General features: G+C 65.0%; 12 protein-coding genes. 2 read left to right on the top strand and 10 right to left on the bottom strand.

Annotated features, from left to right (window positions below; all coding sequences use genetic code 11):
- Positions 1-7: 7 nt before the first annotated feature.
- From BJI69_RS15855 to BJI69_RS15845, 3 genes are all read right to left on the bottom strand, one after another.
- Positions 8-1,855: a catalase gene (locus tag BJI69_RS15855; protein ID WP_052767072.1), complete on the bottom strand. Its 1,848-nt coding sequence runs from the start codon at positions 1,853-1,855 to the stop codon at positions 8-10.
- Between the two features lie 80 nt (positions 1,856-1,935).
- Positions 1,936-2,580 carry a Pr6Pr family membrane protein gene (locus tag BJI69_RS15850; RefSeq protein ID WP_046966729.1) on the bottom strand — a complete coding sequence of 215 codons (645 nt, stop codon included), beginning with the start codon at positions 2,578-2,580 and terminating at the stop codon, positions 1,936-1,938.
- Positions 2,580-4,541, bottom strand: coding sequence for a M1 family metallopeptidase (locus BJI69_RS15845; protein ID WP_052767071.1), 1,962 nt, complete (start codon positions 4,539-4,541; stop codon positions 2,580-2,582). Before BJI69_RS15845 ends, BJI69_RS15850 begins: the two co-directional genes overlap by 1 nt.
- A gap of 224 nt (positions 4,542-4,765) precedes the next feature.
- Here BJI69_RS15845 and gnd point away from each other — a divergent pair, with 224 nt between their 5' ends.
- Positions 4,766-5,770, top strand: a complete 1,005-nt coding sequence (gene gnd / locus BJI69_RS15840; protein WP_046966728.1) for a phosphogluconate dehydrogenase (NAD(+)-dependent, decarboxylating) — start codon at positions 4,766-4,768, stop codon at positions 5,768-5,770.
- Between the two features lie 167 nt (positions 5,771-5,937).
- Here gnd and BJI69_RS15835 read toward each other — a convergent pair whose 3' ends face one another.
- From BJI69_RS15835 to BJI69_RS15805, 7 genes are all read right to left on the bottom strand, one after another.
- Positions 5,938-6,882: a cation diffusion facilitator family transporter gene (locus tag BJI69_RS15835; RefSeq protein WP_046966727.1), complete on the bottom strand. Its 945-nt coding sequence runs from the start codon at positions 6,880-6,882 to the stop codon at positions 5,938-5,940.
- Between the two features lie 175 nt (positions 6,883-7,057).
- A complete protein-coding gene (locus tag BJI69_RS15830) occupies positions 7,058-8,041 on the bottom strand; it encodes a malate dehydrogenase (protein WP_046966726.1) in 984 nt (327 codons plus the stop codon).
- A gap of 37 nt (positions 8,042-8,078) precedes the next feature.
- Positions 8,079-9,278, bottom strand: a complete 1,200-nt coding sequence (locus BJI69_RS15825) for a pyridoxal phosphate-dependent aminotransferase (RefSeq protein ID WP_046966725.1) — start codon at positions 9,276-9,278, stop codon at positions 8,079-8,081.
- 103 nt (positions 9,279-9,381) lie between these two features.
- Complete coding sequence (locus BJI69_RS15820; protein WP_046966724.1) at positions 9,382-9,888, bottom strand: peptidylprolyl isomerase; 507 nt, start codon at positions 9,886-9,888, stop codon at positions 9,382-9,384.
- Positions 9,889-10,013: 125 nt separating this feature from the next.
- Positions 10,014-11,765, bottom strand: a complete 1,752-nt coding sequence (locus BJI69_RS15815; RefSeq protein WP_046966823.1) for a 3-hydroxybutyrate oligomer hydrolase family protein — start codon at positions 11,763-11,765, stop codon at positions 10,014-10,016.
- Positions 11,766-11,958: 193 nt separating this feature from the next.
- Positions 11,959-12,717 carry a hypothetical protein gene (locus BJI69_RS15810; RefSeq protein WP_125903081.1) on the bottom strand — a complete coding sequence of 253 codons (759 nt, stop codon included), beginning with the start codon at positions 12,715-12,717 and terminating at the stop codon, positions 11,959-11,961.
- A gap of 60 nt (positions 12,718-12,777) precedes the next feature.
- Positions 12,778-13,686, bottom strand: coding sequence for a hypothetical protein (locus BJI69_RS15805; RefSeq protein ID WP_046966722.1), 909 nt, complete (start codon positions 13,684-13,686; stop codon positions 12,778-12,780).
- Positions 13,687-13,863: 177 nt separating this feature from the next.
- On the opposite strand from BJI69_RS15805, the gene BJI69_RS22125 reads away from it, so the two are divergent.
- Positions 13,864-16,053 (top strand): pilin, encoded by a 2,190-nt coding sequence (locus tag BJI69_RS22125; RefSeq protein WP_052767070.1) that lies wholly within the window; start codon positions 13,864-13,866, stop codon positions 16,051-16,053.
- The last annotated feature ends 8 nt before the right edge of the window (positions 16,054-16,061 follow it).

The following is a 16,061-nucleotide window of genomic DNA, read 5'->3' as shown; positions in this document are numbered from 1 at the left end:
TTGGTGCTCAAGCCAGGGTTTCGCGGATCCAGTGGCGACCGCTGGCGATCGCCTGCACAAAGCCGGCAGCCATGGCCTCGCTGGCCTTGCCGGTCGTGGCCACCACGCCATGCACGGTCCGCCATTTGGCCGCGACGGACATCCCGCCCGGCAAGGCCGCGAGCAGTTCCACGCCGGCACCACTGGCCGCGATGGCCTTGCAATGGCGCCAGCTGTCCCGAATGAAGTCGTCGACTTCCACATGGCGCTTGAGGGCATCCACGCTTTTTCGGCCACCCGGTATGTAGATGGCGTCGAACAGCACGGAATCGCCTGTCCGGAAGCTGAAATCGGCTTCCACGGTATCGTGATGCGAGAGGATCGCGCCCAGTTGCGGCGCGACGATTTTCACCCACGCGCCCCCGGCGACGAGAGCCTCACGCAACAAGGCCAGGTCCGTACGGTCATACCCGTCCGCGAGAAGCACCGCGACCTTGCGCGTCGCGATGCCGTGCTTGCGGTCGCTGACCATGCTGAGTGCCGGCGAGACAGGTACATCGCGAGCGGGGATGCGCCGATGGGGCGGCGCGGTGCCCTTACGCGGCACCGGCATGCCAAGCCCCCTGCCGACGCTGGCCGCCATGTCCTCGTCCACCTGGGCGAGCATGAACAACATGCGCTCCCGCACCGCGGGCGCAGCCACCTTCCCCAGTTCGAACTCGAGCGCATGACAGATATGGTTGTACTCGGCCTCGGACTGGCTATGCAGGAACATGCGCGCCTGGGTGAAGTGGTCGAGAAACGTTTCGCTGTACGCACCGTGGCCGTCGCTGCGAGGACGTCGATGCTCGGATGGCGGGTTCCTGTCGCGATTTATCGGCAGGCGATGTCCATCGTCCCTGCCCAGGCGCAACGTCTGGGCCCGAGCATACGCCTCGACACGGCCTTGCAGGAGGGGATCATCGGACAGGTCGATACCCGGCACGACGCGACCCGGGTGGAAGGCCACCTGTTCGGTCTCGGCGAAATAATTCTGCGGGTTCCTGTCCAGCACCAGCTTGCCGATGCGCCGAACGGGCACCACTTCCTCGGGAATCAGCTTGGTGGGATCGAGCAGATCGAAGTCGAAGGCATGCCGGTCCTTCTCGTCCACCACCTGCACGCCGAACTCCCACTCGGGAAAGTCCCCCGCTTCGATCGCATCGAAAAGATCACGCCGATGAAAATCCGGGTCATTGCCCGAGATCTTTATCGCCTCATCCCAGGTCACGGCGTGCAGACCGAGCACGGGCTTCCAGTGAAACTTGACGAAACGACGTTCGCCCGCGGCGTTGACCAGGTGGAACGTATGAACGCCAAAGCCTTCCATCATGCGGTAGCTTCGGGGAATCGCGCGATCCGACATCGCCCACATGATCATGTGCATCGACTCGGGCATGCGCGAAATGAATTCCCAGTACGCGTCCCGGGCGGTAGCGGCCTGGGGCATCTCGTTGTTCACGTCGGGCTTCGCGGCCTGGATCAGGTCGGGAAACGTCATCGCGTCCTGGATGAAGAAGACAGGCATGTTGTTGCCGACGAGATCGTAGTTCCCCTCCTCCGTATAGAACCTCACGGCGAAGCCGCGCACGTCGCGCGCGAGGTCACTCGATCCACGAAAGCCGGACACGGTGGAGAAACGGACGAAGACAGGCGTACGCCGACCCTGTTCGCGAAGAAAGTCGGCCCGCGTCAGCGATGCCATCGATTCATACGCTTGGAAATAGCCGTGGGCGCCGGCACCACGTGCATTGACGACACGCTCGGGAAGACGGGCGTGGTCGAACCGGTCGAACTTATCGTGCAACGCAGATGCGTCGAACGGCGCTTTGCTCATGACTGACCCCATGCATTGGCAGCAGGTCGGTTATGGCAGTGCCCTCGTGAATCGAGGGTCAAGGCAATGCAAGAAGAATGCTAGGTGCGGCCGTAACGGCCCATCGCGCGATCGATGGCAACCAGCCCCAGGCCGAGCACGATGAACACCGCGCCAACCATCAACGCATTGAGCGCGACGACGGCATAGCCCAGCTGCCCCGCATCCACGAACGGATACGGGTACTCATGCACGACAGCGCCGCGCAACAGCGTCCAGAGCAGAAACACCAGCGGAAAAGACAACCAGCGTAGCGCGTCACGCCAGACCAGCGTGCCGTGCGGCAGAAGCGCCACCCACCAGAACAGGTACAGGAACGGCACGAGGTAATGAACGACGCGATCGGCGATCAGCTGCGGGCCTTGCGGATGCCAATGACCGGCGAGGATCGTCGTGTAGATCAGGCAGGTCACCGCGATGCACAGCGCCGCGAGGCCGCGGACACGGGGCTGTCGCCAGAAGCGCAGCGGCGCCCAGTCGCCCCCTGTCACCACCGACGTCGCCACCACCGCGACGAGCAGATTGGACAAGATAGTGAAGAAACTGAAATACCGGACCGTGGCGTAACCGATCGGCCCGGACCACAGGATCAACCAGTACTGCAACATCAGGCCCGACCACGCGACCGCCGCGACGACGATCGCGTAAACATTCGAAATCGCGGCGGTGCGTGGCGAGACAGGCATCAGTGGGCCTTACCGGCAGCCGGTGCAGCCGCTGCAGGCCAGCTGTTGTTCGAACGATCGCGATCGGGAATGACGTGGTCCGGGTCGATGGTGGCCGCGACGATCTTGCGCGCACCGGGCACGGTCAGATCGAAGCTCTTGTGCTGCTGCCAGGTTTCCACCGGCACGCGGATATCGAGCGTGCTCTTGTCATCGAAGGTCACGCGCAGCGTTGCCGGCATCACCAGCTGGTCACGGTTCTCGATGGTCACGACAGCACCCTCGACCTTCGTGATGGCCATGTCCAGCTGCCAGTTGTTGGCGTACCAGCCCCGCCAGAACCACGAGAGATCCTCGCCCGCCTCGCTTTCCATCAGACGGAAGAAGTCGGATGGCGAGGGATGACGGTACGCCCATGTGGCGATGTACTTGCGGAAGGCGGGATCGAAGCGCTCGGGACCAATGATCTGCTCACGCAACAACACCAGGCCGAGCGCCGCCTTGAAGTACGTCGCGGGATGACGGTACTTCTCCTTGACCATGTCCGCGCCGATCAGCAGGTTCGGCGCATCGGGGTCGGCGAGCAACGGAAGGATCTCGTCGACCGGATTACCGCCCTTGGGCGAGTACTCGCTGTCGCGCTTGGGCGCGAACTCGCCATGATGGAAGGCATCCGCCTCATAGACGTCGATGAAGGTGTTGAAGCCCTCATCCATCCACGCGTTGCGGCGCTCGTCGGTGCCGACGATCATCGGGAACCAGGTGTGGCCGATCTCGTGCGCGGTGACCATGTGCAGGGGCTTCGCCGGCGCCTTCATCGGATCGAAGACGATACCGGGGTACTCCATGCCACTGGCGGCGGAGCCAGCCTCGTTGACCGCGACCGGATAGGGATACGGGTACCACTTGGTCGAGAAATGCTCGACCGACGCCTTCAGGTATTCCGTCGAACGGCCCCAGGAGTCGTTGCCCACGCTCTCCACCGGGTAGACGGACATCGCCAGTGCCTTCTTACCCTCGGGCAGGTTGATCCGCGCGGCATCCCAGACATAGGCCGTGGACGCACCGAAGGCGACGTCGCGGCTGTTCTTCATGCGGAACTTCCAGGTCAGCGTACCCGTCTTGCTGGGCCGACTGGCGGGATCGGTCACCTCGGCGGGCGTGCGGATCATCACCGTAGCATCGCTCTCGCGGGCCTTGGCCAGGCGCTCACGCTGCGTCGCGGTGAGCACGTCGTCCGGGTTCACCAGTTCACCCGAGCCGGCGACGATCATGTTCGCCGGTACGGTGATCGCGTAATCGAAATCGCCGTATTCGAGATAGAACTCGCTGTTGAGGAAGGGCGCGGTATCCCATCCACGCAGGTCGTCATAGACGCACATGCGCGGATACCACTGCGCCATCTCGTAGATGTTGCCGTTCTTCGAGGGCGCGAAGCCGGTACGTCCGCCGAAGTCGCCGGGCAGGTCGTAAGAATATTCGATCGTCAACGAGACCTTGCCGCCGCGCGCCGCGACGGGTTCGGGCAGGCGCACCTGCATGCGCGTGTCGGCGACGACATAACTGGCCTTGACGGTCTTGCCACCCTGCTCAAGGGTGACCGTGGCGACGCGATAGCCGTCGGTGTGCTGCTTAGGCGTGCGGCCCGAGGTGAAGTTGCCCCGCGCGTCGGGCGTGTAACGGTTCTGGTCCATCTGCAGCCAGAGCACGTCGAGCGCATCCGGGCTGTTGTTGGTGTAGTGGATGGTCGCCTTGCCTACCATGGTGTTCTTCACCGGATCCAGCGTGGCCGCGAGCTCGTAGTCGGCACGGTTCTGCCAGAACAGCGGGCCTGGCATGCCACTGCCCGAGCGATACGCCGTAGCCTGCTGGGGGTAGGTGAAGGGCGCGAAGGTCTCGCGCGGGTCGAAAGTCGCGGCCGAGGCACCCAGCGATCCCGCGAGGGCAAGGCTGGCGATCGACAGGCGGGCAACGTTTTTCATCGGTAGCACCTTGGGGACGACCCCTCAGCGTAACCGGCAAACGAAGGCCGCCTCTACCGTGCCGAAAGTCAGGTCAACACAAGACGCGGGGTGCACATGCGGTTTACCATGGGCGTTGAATCCTCCTTAGGGCGCCTGTTCGAGCGCCTCATCCCTAGGTATACCTTGCATCGCGCCCTGGTATCCGCATATTCCCCACGTTGAACTCATCGAGGACCCCACGCATGAAAATCGGTTTGATCGGACTGGGCCGCATGGGCGGCAACATCGCCCGCCGCCTTATGAGGGACGGTCACCAGACCGTGGTTTACGACAACAACGCCGACGCGCGTGCCACGCTGGCCAAGGACGGTGGTGAAGCCGTCGAGTCCCTCGAGGCCATGGTCAAGGCCCTGCCCTCGCCGAAGATCATCTGGGTGATGCTCCCCTCCGGTGAAATCACCGAGAACACCATCGCCACCCTCAGTGGCCTGCTCGGCAAGGACGATATCGTCATCGACGGTGGCAACACCTTCTACAAGGACGATGCCCGCCGCGCCGAAGAGCTCGCTGCCAAGGGCCAGCATTACGTGGACGTCGGCACCTCCGGCGGCGTGTGGGGCCTGGATCGCGGCTACTGCATGATGATCGGCGGCGACAAGGCCACCGTCGACTACCTCGATCCCATCTTCAAGACCCTCGCTCCCGGCGCCGGCGACATCCCGCGCACCGAAAGCCGCGACGGTCGCGATCCGCGCGTCGAAAATGGCTACATGCATGCGGGTCCGGCAGGCGCTGGGCATTTCGTCAAGATGATCCACAACGGCATCGAGTACGGCATGATGCAGGCCTTCGCGGAAGGCTTCGACATCCTGAAGAACCGTGACGGCAAGCAGATCCCGGAGCGCGAGCGCTACAGCCTGGACATGGCCGACATCGCCGAAGTCTGGCGTCGCGGCAGCGTGGTGTCCTCCTGGCTGCTCGACCTGACCGCCAGCGCGCTGGCCAAGGGCCCGGAGCTGGACAACTACTCCGGCTACGTCGACGACTCCGGCGAAGGCCGCTGGACGGTCAATGCCGCGATCGAAGAAGCGGTCCCGGCCGAGGTGCTCACCTCCGCACTGTTCGCCCGCTTCCGTTCGCGCCAGGACCACACTTACGCCGAACGCCTCCTCTCGGCCATGCGCATGGGCTTCGGTGGTCACATCGAAGGCCGCGGCAAGCCGCCGAAGGAAAGCGAGCACTCGTAAAGCAACAGGCTCTCTGCAGGAGCCGATTCATCGGCGATAAGGGACATGTGGGAGCCGCTTCAGCGGCGAAAAGCCAACGGAGCGTTGAAGTCCCAGTGGCCAATCGCCGATAAATCGGCTCCTACAAAGCGCGAAGCACGAGCCCCGCACACGCGGGGCTTTTCTATTCAGGCCTTACCGTCGAGTTGCCGCAACCTCTCCCGCCACCCCTCCGGCGTCTGCGGCTTGATAAACAAGGCCACGATAGGGAGGTTCGCCGCCTTCGTCCGCGCCTCGATTTCCCGCACGCATTCCTCGATTTCCACGGTGGTCAGTGCGTCGTCGAACGCGGCGGACAGCGCGACCAGCACGTGGTCGGGCCCCACCTGCACCGTAAGCACCCCGTTTACCGCTTCGATCCCCGGCACCTCGCCGGCGATATTGCACACTTCCGCCAGCAACTTCGGCTGCGCGGGCTCGCCGATGAGCAGGGCCTTGCTCTCGCGCGCCAGCAGGCTCGCCGCGGCGGCGAGCACCACGGCGATGCCGACGGATGCCCAGCCATCGATGCGCGGATCGTTCAGCGCATGGGACAAGTACACGCCGATCGCCGCCATGCCGAGGCCGAGCAAGGCGGCCGTGTCCTCGAACAACACGGAAAATGTCGTCGGATCCTTGGTCCGGCGGAACGCTTCGAAATAGCCGTACTTGCCCTTCTTCCGCTGCACGCTCTTCAGCGACAGCCACCAGGAGCTGCCTTCGAATACGGCGCTCACCGCAAGCACGATGTAGTTGGCCGTCGGATCCTTCAGTGGCTCCGGGGTCAGGATGTGGTTGACGCCTTCGTACAACGAGAACCCCGCACCCAGTGCGAGGACCAGCAGCGCAACGATGAAACTCCAGAAATACAGCTCGCGGCCGAAGCCCAGCGGGTGCTGACGGTTGGGCGGCCGTTGCGACCGCTTCAGCCCATACAGCAGAAGCACCTCGTTGACGCTGTCCACCAGCGAGTGCACGCCCTCGGAGAGCATGGCCGAGCTGCCGGTGAGGGCCGCGGCAACGAATTTCGCCACGGCAATAGCGACGTTCGAGGCAAGGGCGACGAAGACGACGAGTCGGGAGCTATGGGCCATAGCCCCTAGTAAACCATGTGGGTGCCATCCTTTGTGGGAGCCGCTTAAGCGGCGATGGGGTGCTTGCCTCAATCCGGCCCACTACCGCGGGATCGCCGCTGAAGCGGCTCCCACATAGACAAAAAGGCCGCGCTTCGCAGCGCGGCCTTTTTATTTGCAGGAACCTGCGGCGAACTTACTTCGCGAACAGATGCTCCACGCCGGCGCGCTCTTCGCGCAGTTCCTTCTCGGTCGCATCGATGCGAGCCTGCGAGAACGCGTTGATCTCCAGACCCTGGACGATGGCGTACTTGCCATTCTTCACGGTCACCGGGTAGCCGAAGATCACGCCCTTCTCGACGCCGTACGAGCCGTCCGACGGGATACCCATCGAGACCCAGTCACCCTCGGCCGTGCCGAGCGTCCAGTCACGCATGTGGTCGATGGCGGCCGAGGCAGCCGAGGCCGCCGACGAGGCGCCACGGGCCTTGATGATGGCCGCGCCGCGCTGCTGCACGGTCGGGATGAAGTCGCTCTCGTACCAGGCCTGGTCGACCTGCTCGAGTGCCGCCTTACCCTTCACCGTGGTCTGGTGCAGGTCCGGGTACTGCGTGGAGCTGTGGTTGCCCCAGATCGTGAGCTTCTTGATGTCGGTCGAGTGCGTACCGGTCTTCTCGGCCAGCTGCGACAGCGCGCGGTTGTGGTCGAGGCGGACCATCGCCGTGAAGCACTTCGGATCGAGGTCCGGTGCGTTCTGCTGAGCGATCAGCGCATTGGTGTTGGCCGGGTTGCCGACGACGAGCACGCGCACGTCGCGCTTGGCGTGGTCGTTCAGGGCCTTGCCCTGCGGACCGAAGATGGCACCGTTGGCTTCGAGCAGATCCTTGCGCTCCATGCCCGGGCCGCGCGGACGCGCACCGACGAGCAGCGCGTAGTCGACATCCTTGAAGGCGACGTTGACGTCATCGGTGGCGACGATGCCGGCGAGCGTCGGGAACGCGCAGTCGTTGAGCTCCATCACCACACCCTGCAGGGTCGGCAGCGCCGGGGTGATTTCGAGCAGGTGCAGGATGACCGGCTGGTCGGGGCCCAGCATGTCGCCGGCGGCGATACGGAACAGGAGGGCATAACCGATCTGGCCGGCTGCGCCGGTCACGGCAACGCGAACGGGTGCTTTCATCTTTCGACTCCTCAGGAATATCGCTTGGGACTGATGATCAGGTGAGCTCGGCGAAGAACTCGACGATGCGGGCCATGCCCTTGTCGAGCGCCTCGTCCGGGCAGGAATAGGAGATGCGCAGCGCGCGCGGTTCGCCGAAGGCCGAACCCGGCACGCAGGCGACGCCCTTGGTCTCGAGCAGCGCGGCGCAGAAGTCCACGTCCGACGTGATCGCCACGCCGTCATGCTTCTTGCCGAAGGCCACCGAGATATCCGGGAACGCATAGAACGCGCCCTGCGGACGCGGGCAGACCACGCCCGGGATCGACACCAGCGCGTTGTAGACGCGATCGCGCTTCACGGCGAACTCGGCGCACTTCGCGGCCGGCACGTCCTGCGGACCCGACAGCGCGGCGACCGCGGCGGCCGTGATCACTTCCGGCAGGCTGGTGATGTGATTGGAGTTGAGCGTGGTCACGGCCTTGGCCACGGATTCCGGCGCGGCGATGAAGCCGACGCGCCAGCCGGGCATGCCGTAGGTCTTCGACAGGGAATCGACGAAGATCACGCGGTCCTTCAGTTCCGGGCGGACATGCACGAAGTTGTGGTAACCCACGCCGTCGAACACCATGGTGTTGTAGATGTCGTCGGTGATGATCCAGGTGTCCGGATACTTCGCGATGACGTCGGCCAGCGCGACGATTTCATCGCGCGTGTAGACCATGCCGGTCGGGTTGGACGGGTTGTTGAACAGGAAGACGCGCGGCTTGCGGGCAAGCGCTTCGTCGAGCTGCGCCGGCGTGAGCTTGTAATGCTGCTCCGGCGGGCACGGCAGGATGTTGATCTTCGCGCCGACGATCTCGGCGATGTCGAGGTAGCTGGTCCAGTACGGCGCCGGGAAGGCGATTTCGTCGCCCTCGTCCAGCAGCGCTTCGGCCAGGTTGTAGAGGATCTGCTTGGCGCCGACGCCCGTGGAGACGTTTTCGCGCTTATAGCCGGTCAGGCCCAGGGCTTCGATATGACCGAGGAAGGCGTCGACCAGGGCATCGGAGCCGCGGTTGCTGCCGTACTGGCCGGAGTCCTTCGCCAGCGCCTCGCGGGCCGCGGCGTAGACGTGCTCGCCGGGGAGGAAGTTGGGGACACCGATCGAGAAGCTGACGATGTCGCGCCCCTCGGCCTTGAGACGCTTGGCCTTTTCGGCAATGACCATGATCGCACTGGGTTTCGCGCGACCCATTCGCGTGGCGAGCTGCGGCATCGTTTCCTCGGAGGGGGACGGGGCAAAGGCCGCTATTTTAACACGGGTCAGAAACAGAAACGCCGCCCTAAGGCGGCGTTTCAAACACAGGAAAACCGGCCGCTTAGCGCGCGTCCAGCACCTCGTTCCACTTGGCAACGTTCGCTGCCTGCTTCTCGAGCAGCGCGTCCACGTCACCCTCGACGATCACTTTGTCGATCGTGTCGTCCTGGCGGATAGCGTCCACCACGGCCTGGTCTTCCGGGCCGACGATCTCGCCGAACACGCTGTGCTTGCCGTCCAGCCACGGGGTCGGGCCGTGGGTGATGAAGAACTGCGAGCCGTTGGTGCCCGGGCCGGCATTGGCCATGGACAGGACGCCCGGCTTGTCGTGCTTGAGGCTGGCGTCGAACTCGTCGGCAAACTTGTAGCCCGGACCGCCGCGACCCGAACCCTCGGGGCAGCCGCCCTGGACCATGAAATCGGCGATCACGCGGTGGAAGGTCTTGCCGTCGTAGTAGCCGCGCTTGGCCAGATTCACGAAGTTGGCCACCGTCATCGGCGTCTTCTCGTCGTGCAGGCGCAGGTGCAGGTCGCCCTTATTGGTCTTCATGGTGACGTTGATGGTCATCGCAATTCCTGTAACTCGTTGAAAATCGGTCCAATCGCCTTGTGCGACCGGTTCCGGGGGGCTGCAAGGCCCCCAAAGATGGCGCCCTATTCCCCAGAGTTCAAGCGAGAAAACGTGATGGCATCTCAGTTTTGCGGCAAGGCTAGCGCTCGAGCGGTCAGCGGGCCGGCGCCGCGGGGACGCGCGTCGCGTACGGCGGCGTCCTCGGGCAGCGCCCTGCCCTCGGCCACCGTCGCCCACGCCCGGTCCAAAGCGGCGTAGCCATAGGGAAGCAGCGGCACGTGGCGGTCGCCGAAGTCCGTGAAGGCGAGGAAGGCGTCGAAGTGCTGGGCGTAGGGCACTTTCCAGAAGACCGGCCGCAGGCCGGCGTCGCGCAACCACCTCACATAGGGCTGCGAGCTGAAAGCTGCTGGGATCAGGCCGTCCTGGGCGCCGTGGACGATCAGGATGGGCAACCCTTCGCGGGGGAGCTCGGCCGCCGTGGTCTTCACGGCCGCGCGCAGTTGGTCCGCCTCCGCCCCATGGCCGGTCTGCAGGTCATGCAAGGTCAACACGCCCGGAAGCGTCGGATCGAGCGACAGATCCGTACCGCCGTCGAGCGAAATGCCCGTTCCCGGCGGCACGCCCGAACCGTCCGCCCACCACGCCGCCCGCACAATGGCATCAATGGGTCCGGCCATCCCGGCCGCGTGATGCAGTCGGTAGCAAAAGCCGCCAGGCATATGAGCGGCATCGCGTTTCAGGTAAGCCGATGCATAAGCCACGGCGACCGCGCGCCATAGATCCAGTGAGGTGGACGAAGCGGCCGTGGCGAGGACGTCGTCCTGCCAACCCCCTGCCCTGAGCCGGTCCAGTGCCTCGTCGGCCTGGGCTCCAGGCATCACGGCGGACAGTCTGCCGTGGGCCCGCAGCGCCGCCCCCCGCAACACCCAGGCGGGCGGAGATGCGGCGCCAACACGGGCGAACGGAACGTCGTCGAACTGGCGTGCAGACAAGGCGGCCGGGAGCAACAGGGCGGCCTCGGTAGCGTAGTCGTAGAACGAGCGCGACCCGCGGATATGGATATTGGGCTCGAGCGCGACGACGGCGGCGAGGATGCCCTCCTTGTCATCCCCGGCGGCGCGCAGCACGGCGCCGCCACCGTTCGACAGGCCGGTGGCGATGATCGTCGTGTTCTGCGCGGTGAACGGCGCCTCCTCGGGGAAGGCGCGGTCGAGCACGCCCAGGCCGAAGCGCGCCGCCTGCAGTACATGGCGCCCCCAGTCCGCTTCGGGATTGTCGCCCGAGTGCGCATGCTTGACCGCGATGCCTGCATCGGGGGCCAGACCCTTCGGTTCGAATTCCAGCGGCGCCGAGCCGGCCCTGGCGCGCGTGCCGTCGAGCTGAACGCCCGTATCGTCGGAGGGATCGAAGTAGCCCGCTCCACCGCCTTTATCCGTATACGCCACGGCACAGCCCCGCGGCAGTCCCCAGCCGCCAGCCAGCGCGATGGCTCCGTAGATGCCACGCGAACCGGACGACGCGGTGACGACAAGGCAGCGTTTCTTGCGATCGAAGTCATCGGGCACCTGCACCAGCACACGGTGCGATGCGCGTGCCCCGGGCAAGTTGGCGAAGGTGGTGAACTCGCGGCCTGGCACGTTCGGGACGCTGCCGTAGAGGCTGCCAAAGCCACCGCGGGGCCCCAGATCGGCGACGCCCTTCCAACTGGACTGGATCGCACGTCGACGCAACTCTGCCGGGGTCGGCGAGCCGGGCTGCGCAAAGCGCGTCGAAGCCCCGGCCAGTCCGCGCAGCCCGAGGCCCGCGCTCAGCAGGTCGTCACCGTCGCGATGCGCGGTGACGCGGGGGTCGTCGAAGGTGTCGTTTGCTGACATGCGAAAGACCATGCGTGAATGGCTGGCCGATGGCAAGTCACTCATGGACGTGGGAGCGACGCTGGCTGATGCGTACCAACTGCCGCGCATTCCAACGCGCCTCCCAGCCGTTCATCCCTGCGGAGTAACCATGGAACGGGCGGTCCTTGATTAACGGCGGGGAAAACCGGAGCGGCGCTGCATGTCTTGCCAGCTACCGATCGGCTCCGCGGCGCTCGCGCTCCTGCATCAACTGCTGCAGCATCGAACGCACAGCCGCCATCTCGACCCGCGAATGCTCCGTCGCCCACAAGCCGAACACGGTAATTGCCGGTGTGCAGCGACGGTCGCGCGCACACATCCACATGGTGTCCATGCCACCCGCATCGCAAGCGCCGGAGTACCGACAGGCAATACTGCGCACCGCCATGGCCTGGAGTTGGCCAAGGTTCGGAACGGTGTTTGTATAGCGAAGGAACCCCGTACCTAGCTGCCAGCGGATCGATCCATTTTCTATCGCGTACGCGGCGGATTCGAGGCGCATCGGCGAGTCGCTGGTCAGCGCCACCTCCACCGCTTCGTCCAACGTGAGCGGCTTCTCCACGGGGGAATTCCACGGCGTGGTCTTCCCGATCGCCTTGTAGCGGGCGTAGTCGTTGCCGCGATTCACGCCGCCGCAGAAGCGATCCTGCCATGCGCCGAAGACACGGAAAGAACTCGTTATGAACGGCTCCGACTTCCAGTTCGGCTCATACTCCCTGCACAACATCGCTGCCTGGACGAGCAAGTGAAGAGCGTCGGGATCATCCGCTGCGCGGGCATCGTAACGCGAGTGCAACGTCTCGAAGGTGTCGCCGGGGCGTTCCAGCGGGGGTGAACTCGCGCGAACTGCGCCTGCGCCTATCGCCATCACGGCCACACCGACGCAGGTCAACGCCAGACGCCGCACCTTCCGCGATTCCTTAATATCCACGGTATTCCCTGCTTGAAGTATGTGAGAGCCGCTTTAGCGGTGAACCCTTTGTCATGCGGCTCAATCCTTGCTAGAGCTCGAAGCAATACGGCGAGCGCGCTCGTCGAGTATGCGTTGCTGGATGCGGGCGATGATCGCGATCTCGTCAGGGGCGAATTCAGTCGCCCACATGTCGTCGACACTTTCACCCACCCGGCAGCCCAAAGCAGGCGGTCTCACGCACAGCCACATGGTCAGCAGGTCGTTCGGGCCGCATCCGCCAAGTTGCGAACATTGAAGGCCCTCCAGCGCGACCTGCTGGTAGCGCGGTAGTCGCGCAGCGTGCGCCGTGCCCTCGACATCCTCCGCGCCCAAGGCCCACCGACCCAGACCGGGCAGGTCGACCAGATCGCCTGCAAGGGACATGTCTTCCGGCGAATCCGAACTGAAAACTGCCTCGAAGACGAGACGGTTTCCATCATCGTCGTCCTTGTCGTTCCAGTCTTCATGGCGCGTCTTAAATGATTCGAGAGTCATCGCGGCATAGGCGTGGAATTCGTTGGCGGTCGTGCGTCCATGGCAGAACCACTCCTTCCACGCAAGGAAAGTGCGGCCGGATTCCGTCCTGGAGTTCGTACGCCAATCCGGCTTGACTGGTGTGCTGCACGACCCTGCGGCGTTCAGCATGACGAACAAGGCCCGGTCGTCATACGTCACCCGTTCTGCCAGACGACGCTCGATGGCGGAAAAGTCGTCGCCGGGAATCAGATAGCCGTCCGGATTGATGCTTCCGGACGACGCATGCCCGCGAGCCGACAGAGGGGCGACGTGCCGTCGCGCCGACACTATGGGCCTCTTCGCCTCGCCGCTTCCACGCCGCGAATCGACGACCGGAGCGAGGGCTCCACGAACAGGATCTGCGACGGCCTGCCCTGCCAGGCGGAACACGATGGCAAGGCATACGAAGCACAGCGCCAGAAGCCACGGCAAGGCGCTTCGTTTTCCGTTTGATATGTTGACGTTCCCCACTCCATATCCCTGGATTTGCCGTCGTCAACGGCCGATGCGGAAAGCGTAGCGGATGGCTGTGTCGCATGCAGCATGTTTGCGGGCTGCTATCCTCCAGCTCCCGGCAGGAGCCGGAGGAAGCCAAGGGGATACTGAGCAATGATTGCCCGTCGTACCGTCCTGCTGTCTGCCGCGATCACCGCCGCACTCGGCCTCGCCGCCTGCCACAAGAAAGACGAATCACCCACCGCCGATCCCAAGGCCGTCGCCGCCGCGCAGGCCGCGATCGCCGCGCCCGCCTGGTTGCGCCAGCACCTGCCCGCGCAAGCCGTGGCTTACCTGCGCCTGCCGTCGCCCTGGGCCGTGATCGGTGGTGTGCCGAATGGCCGTCCGCTCGATGCCGCCCTCTCCGTGAAGGCGAATCTCGATGCCGTGGCGAAGCTGCGCGAGACCATCGCGAAGGACAAGGTCCTCGCCGATGCCAAGATCGGTCCGGCACTCAATCTCCTGTTGGGCGATCTTCGTTCGCCGCTCGAGATCGTCCTGATCGATCCGCTGGGCATTCCCTCGCCGACCTCGCGCGTCGTCGCGACGGGCAGCTTCTCGTTCGATTCCATCGCCGCGTTCAATGCGCGTCTCGCCTCGCTTAATGCGCCGCTGCTGGTCGCGCCCCTGGATGCCCAGGGCAACGGCAAGCTGGCCTCGGGCGGCAGTGTTCGCTACGTCGTCGCCGACCATCGCTTGTGGGTCACCCAGTCGATGCAGCAACCCAGCGACGAGCACACCATCGACGAGCTGGTCGCCACGCTCGCCAAGTCCTCGGCCGCCACCGCGCCGGCGACGCTCGGCCCGCTCGAAGCCCACATCGACACCTCGGGTGAAGGCTTGTTCGGCTGGGCGACCATTCGCGGTATCGGCGCCGTCGCCGCCAACCAGGCCGGCGAATCCCCCTTGGGCAAGCTGCCGACGGATTTCGCCTCCAAGGCCGATGCGTTCGCCTTCGGCAGCGGCACCGCGGACGGTCGGGGCCAGTTCCGCATGGTGGTGCATGCCCCACAGGCTCGCGTCCTGCAGTACGCGGCGCCGCACTCGTTCGCACCGACAGTGAAGAGCGCAGGTCAGCCGCGCTGGGCGATGACCTTCGCGCTGCCCAGCGCCGAGGGTTACAAGGCCTTCGAGGACAACCTCAATCTGGACTTCGGCGCCGAACGCGCGAAGACCATCCGCGACGGCCTGAGCAGGATGCGGGACAAATATGGCTTCGACGTCGCCGACTACACGAAGTGGATGGGCCCGGAGTCGATCGTCTTTGCCGACGACGCCGGCCAGTTCGTCGCCATCCGTGCGCGCGACCTGAAAGCCTGGCACGCGCGTATCGACGAGATGACCAAGGCGGGACGCTGGCGCAGCGGCGAGACGACCGTCGACGACGCGAAGGTGCACTGGCTGTTCATGCCGGGCGCGCCGTACGAGCCGGCGGCCGACCATCCCGAGCAGCAGGCCCTCGTGCCCTTCATGAACCTGATGCAGCGCTTCGGCAGCCGCCTCTACTGGGTCGAGGAAGGTGACTGGATCATCCTGGCCAAGGTGCCCCAAGCCCTGGCCGATCGTGCGGCAGCCAAGCTGGACACCTCGCTGGACGACTGGTTTCGCGGCCGGGCCTATCCTGGCTCACACGTGCTGATGGGTTACACGGCCAATAGCCGCGACGCCCAGCGCGATGCTTATTACACCTATATCGGGATCCTGCAGATGATGGGTGGCATGGCCGGGGCCGACCTGGATATCACCAGCCTTCCTGCCGCCCATACGCTCGGCCTGCCCGAGAAGGGCGTGGTCGGCGCGGCGATCGAAGCGGATGCGGATACGTTCGCCATCTCCTTCACCTACGAACAGAGTCCGGCGGAACTGGTCGGCCAGATGGGCTCGGCGGGCGCCGTGGCGACGGCGGCTATCCTTGCGGCGATTGCCGTGCCGCAGTACCAGCAATACATGTTGCGTAGCCAGGTGTCGGGGGCGCTCGCCGCCGCCGACCCGGTCAAGCTAGCTGTCGCCGGGCGTCGCCTGGCTACGGGCAAGTTCCCGGCGAACAACGCGGCGGCCGGCCTCGGCACCGCGGAATCGCTGGGCAACGACTACGCCGGCTCGGTCGAGGTCGGCCAGGGTGGCGAGATCGTGGTCACGATGGATGCCACCCCGCCGCACAAGACGGACGCGAAGCTGGATTCGGGGCAGATCATCCTGACACCGAAGCTGGACGGAAAGACCATCACCTGGACCTGCTCGGGCGAGGGCATCGACCCGAAGAACATGCCGGCCACCTGTCGGGATGAGCCCGCCCAGCTCTGATGACGACC

This window comes from Luteibacter rhizovicinus DSM 16549 (assembly GCF_001887595.1).
GTDB classification, from domain to species: domain Bacteria; phylum Pseudomonadota; class Gammaproteobacteria; order Xanthomonadales; family Rhodanobacteraceae; genus Luteibacter; species Luteibacter rhizovicinus.
The sequence above is the reverse complement of the archived record's forward strand: the minus strand, read 5'-3'. Positions and strand labels throughout refer to the sequence as shown.

Excerpts from the sequence above, each read along its gene's own strand:
- BJI69_RS15855 (WP_052767072.1), bottom strand. The coding sequence starts at position 1,855 with ATGAGCAAAGCGCCGTTCGACGCATCTGCGTTGCACGATAAGTTCGAC.
- BJI69_RS15850 (WP_046966729.1), bottom strand. The coding sequence starts at position 2,580 with ATGCCTGTCTCGCCACGCACCGCCGCGATTTCGAATGTTTACGCGATC.
- BJI69_RS15845 (WP_052767071.1), bottom strand. The coding sequence starts at position 4,541 with ATGAAAAACGTTGCCCGCCTGTCGATCGCCAGCCTTGCCCTCGCGGGA.
- gnd (WP_046966728.1), top strand. The coding sequence starts at position 4,766 with ATGAAAATCGGTTTGATCGGACTGGGCCGCATGGGCGGCAACATCGCC.
- BJI69_RS15835 (WP_046966727.1), bottom strand. The coding sequence starts at position 6,882 with ATGGCCCATAGCTCCCGACTCGTCGTCTTCGTCGCCCTTGCCTCGAAC.
- BJI69_RS15830 (WP_046966726.1), bottom strand. The coding sequence starts at position 8,041 with ATGAAAGCACCCGTTCGCGTTGCCGTGACCGGCGCAGCCGGCCAGATC.
- BJI69_RS15825 (WP_046966725.1), bottom strand. The coding sequence starts at position 9,278 with ATGCCGCAGCTCGCCACGCGAATGGGTCGCGCGAAACCCAGTGCGATC.
- BJI69_RS15820 (WP_046966724.1), bottom strand. The coding sequence starts at position 9,888 with ATGACCATCAACGTCACCATGAAGACCAATAAGGGCGACCTGCACCTG.
- BJI69_RS15815 (WP_046966823.1), bottom strand. The coding sequence starts at position 11,765 with ATGTCAGCAAACGACACCTTCGACGACCCCCGCGTCACCGCGCATCGC.
- BJI69_RS22125 (WP_052767070.1), top strand. The coding sequence starts at position 13,864 with ATGATTGCCCGTCGTACCGTCCTGCTGTCTGCCGCGATCACCGCCGCA.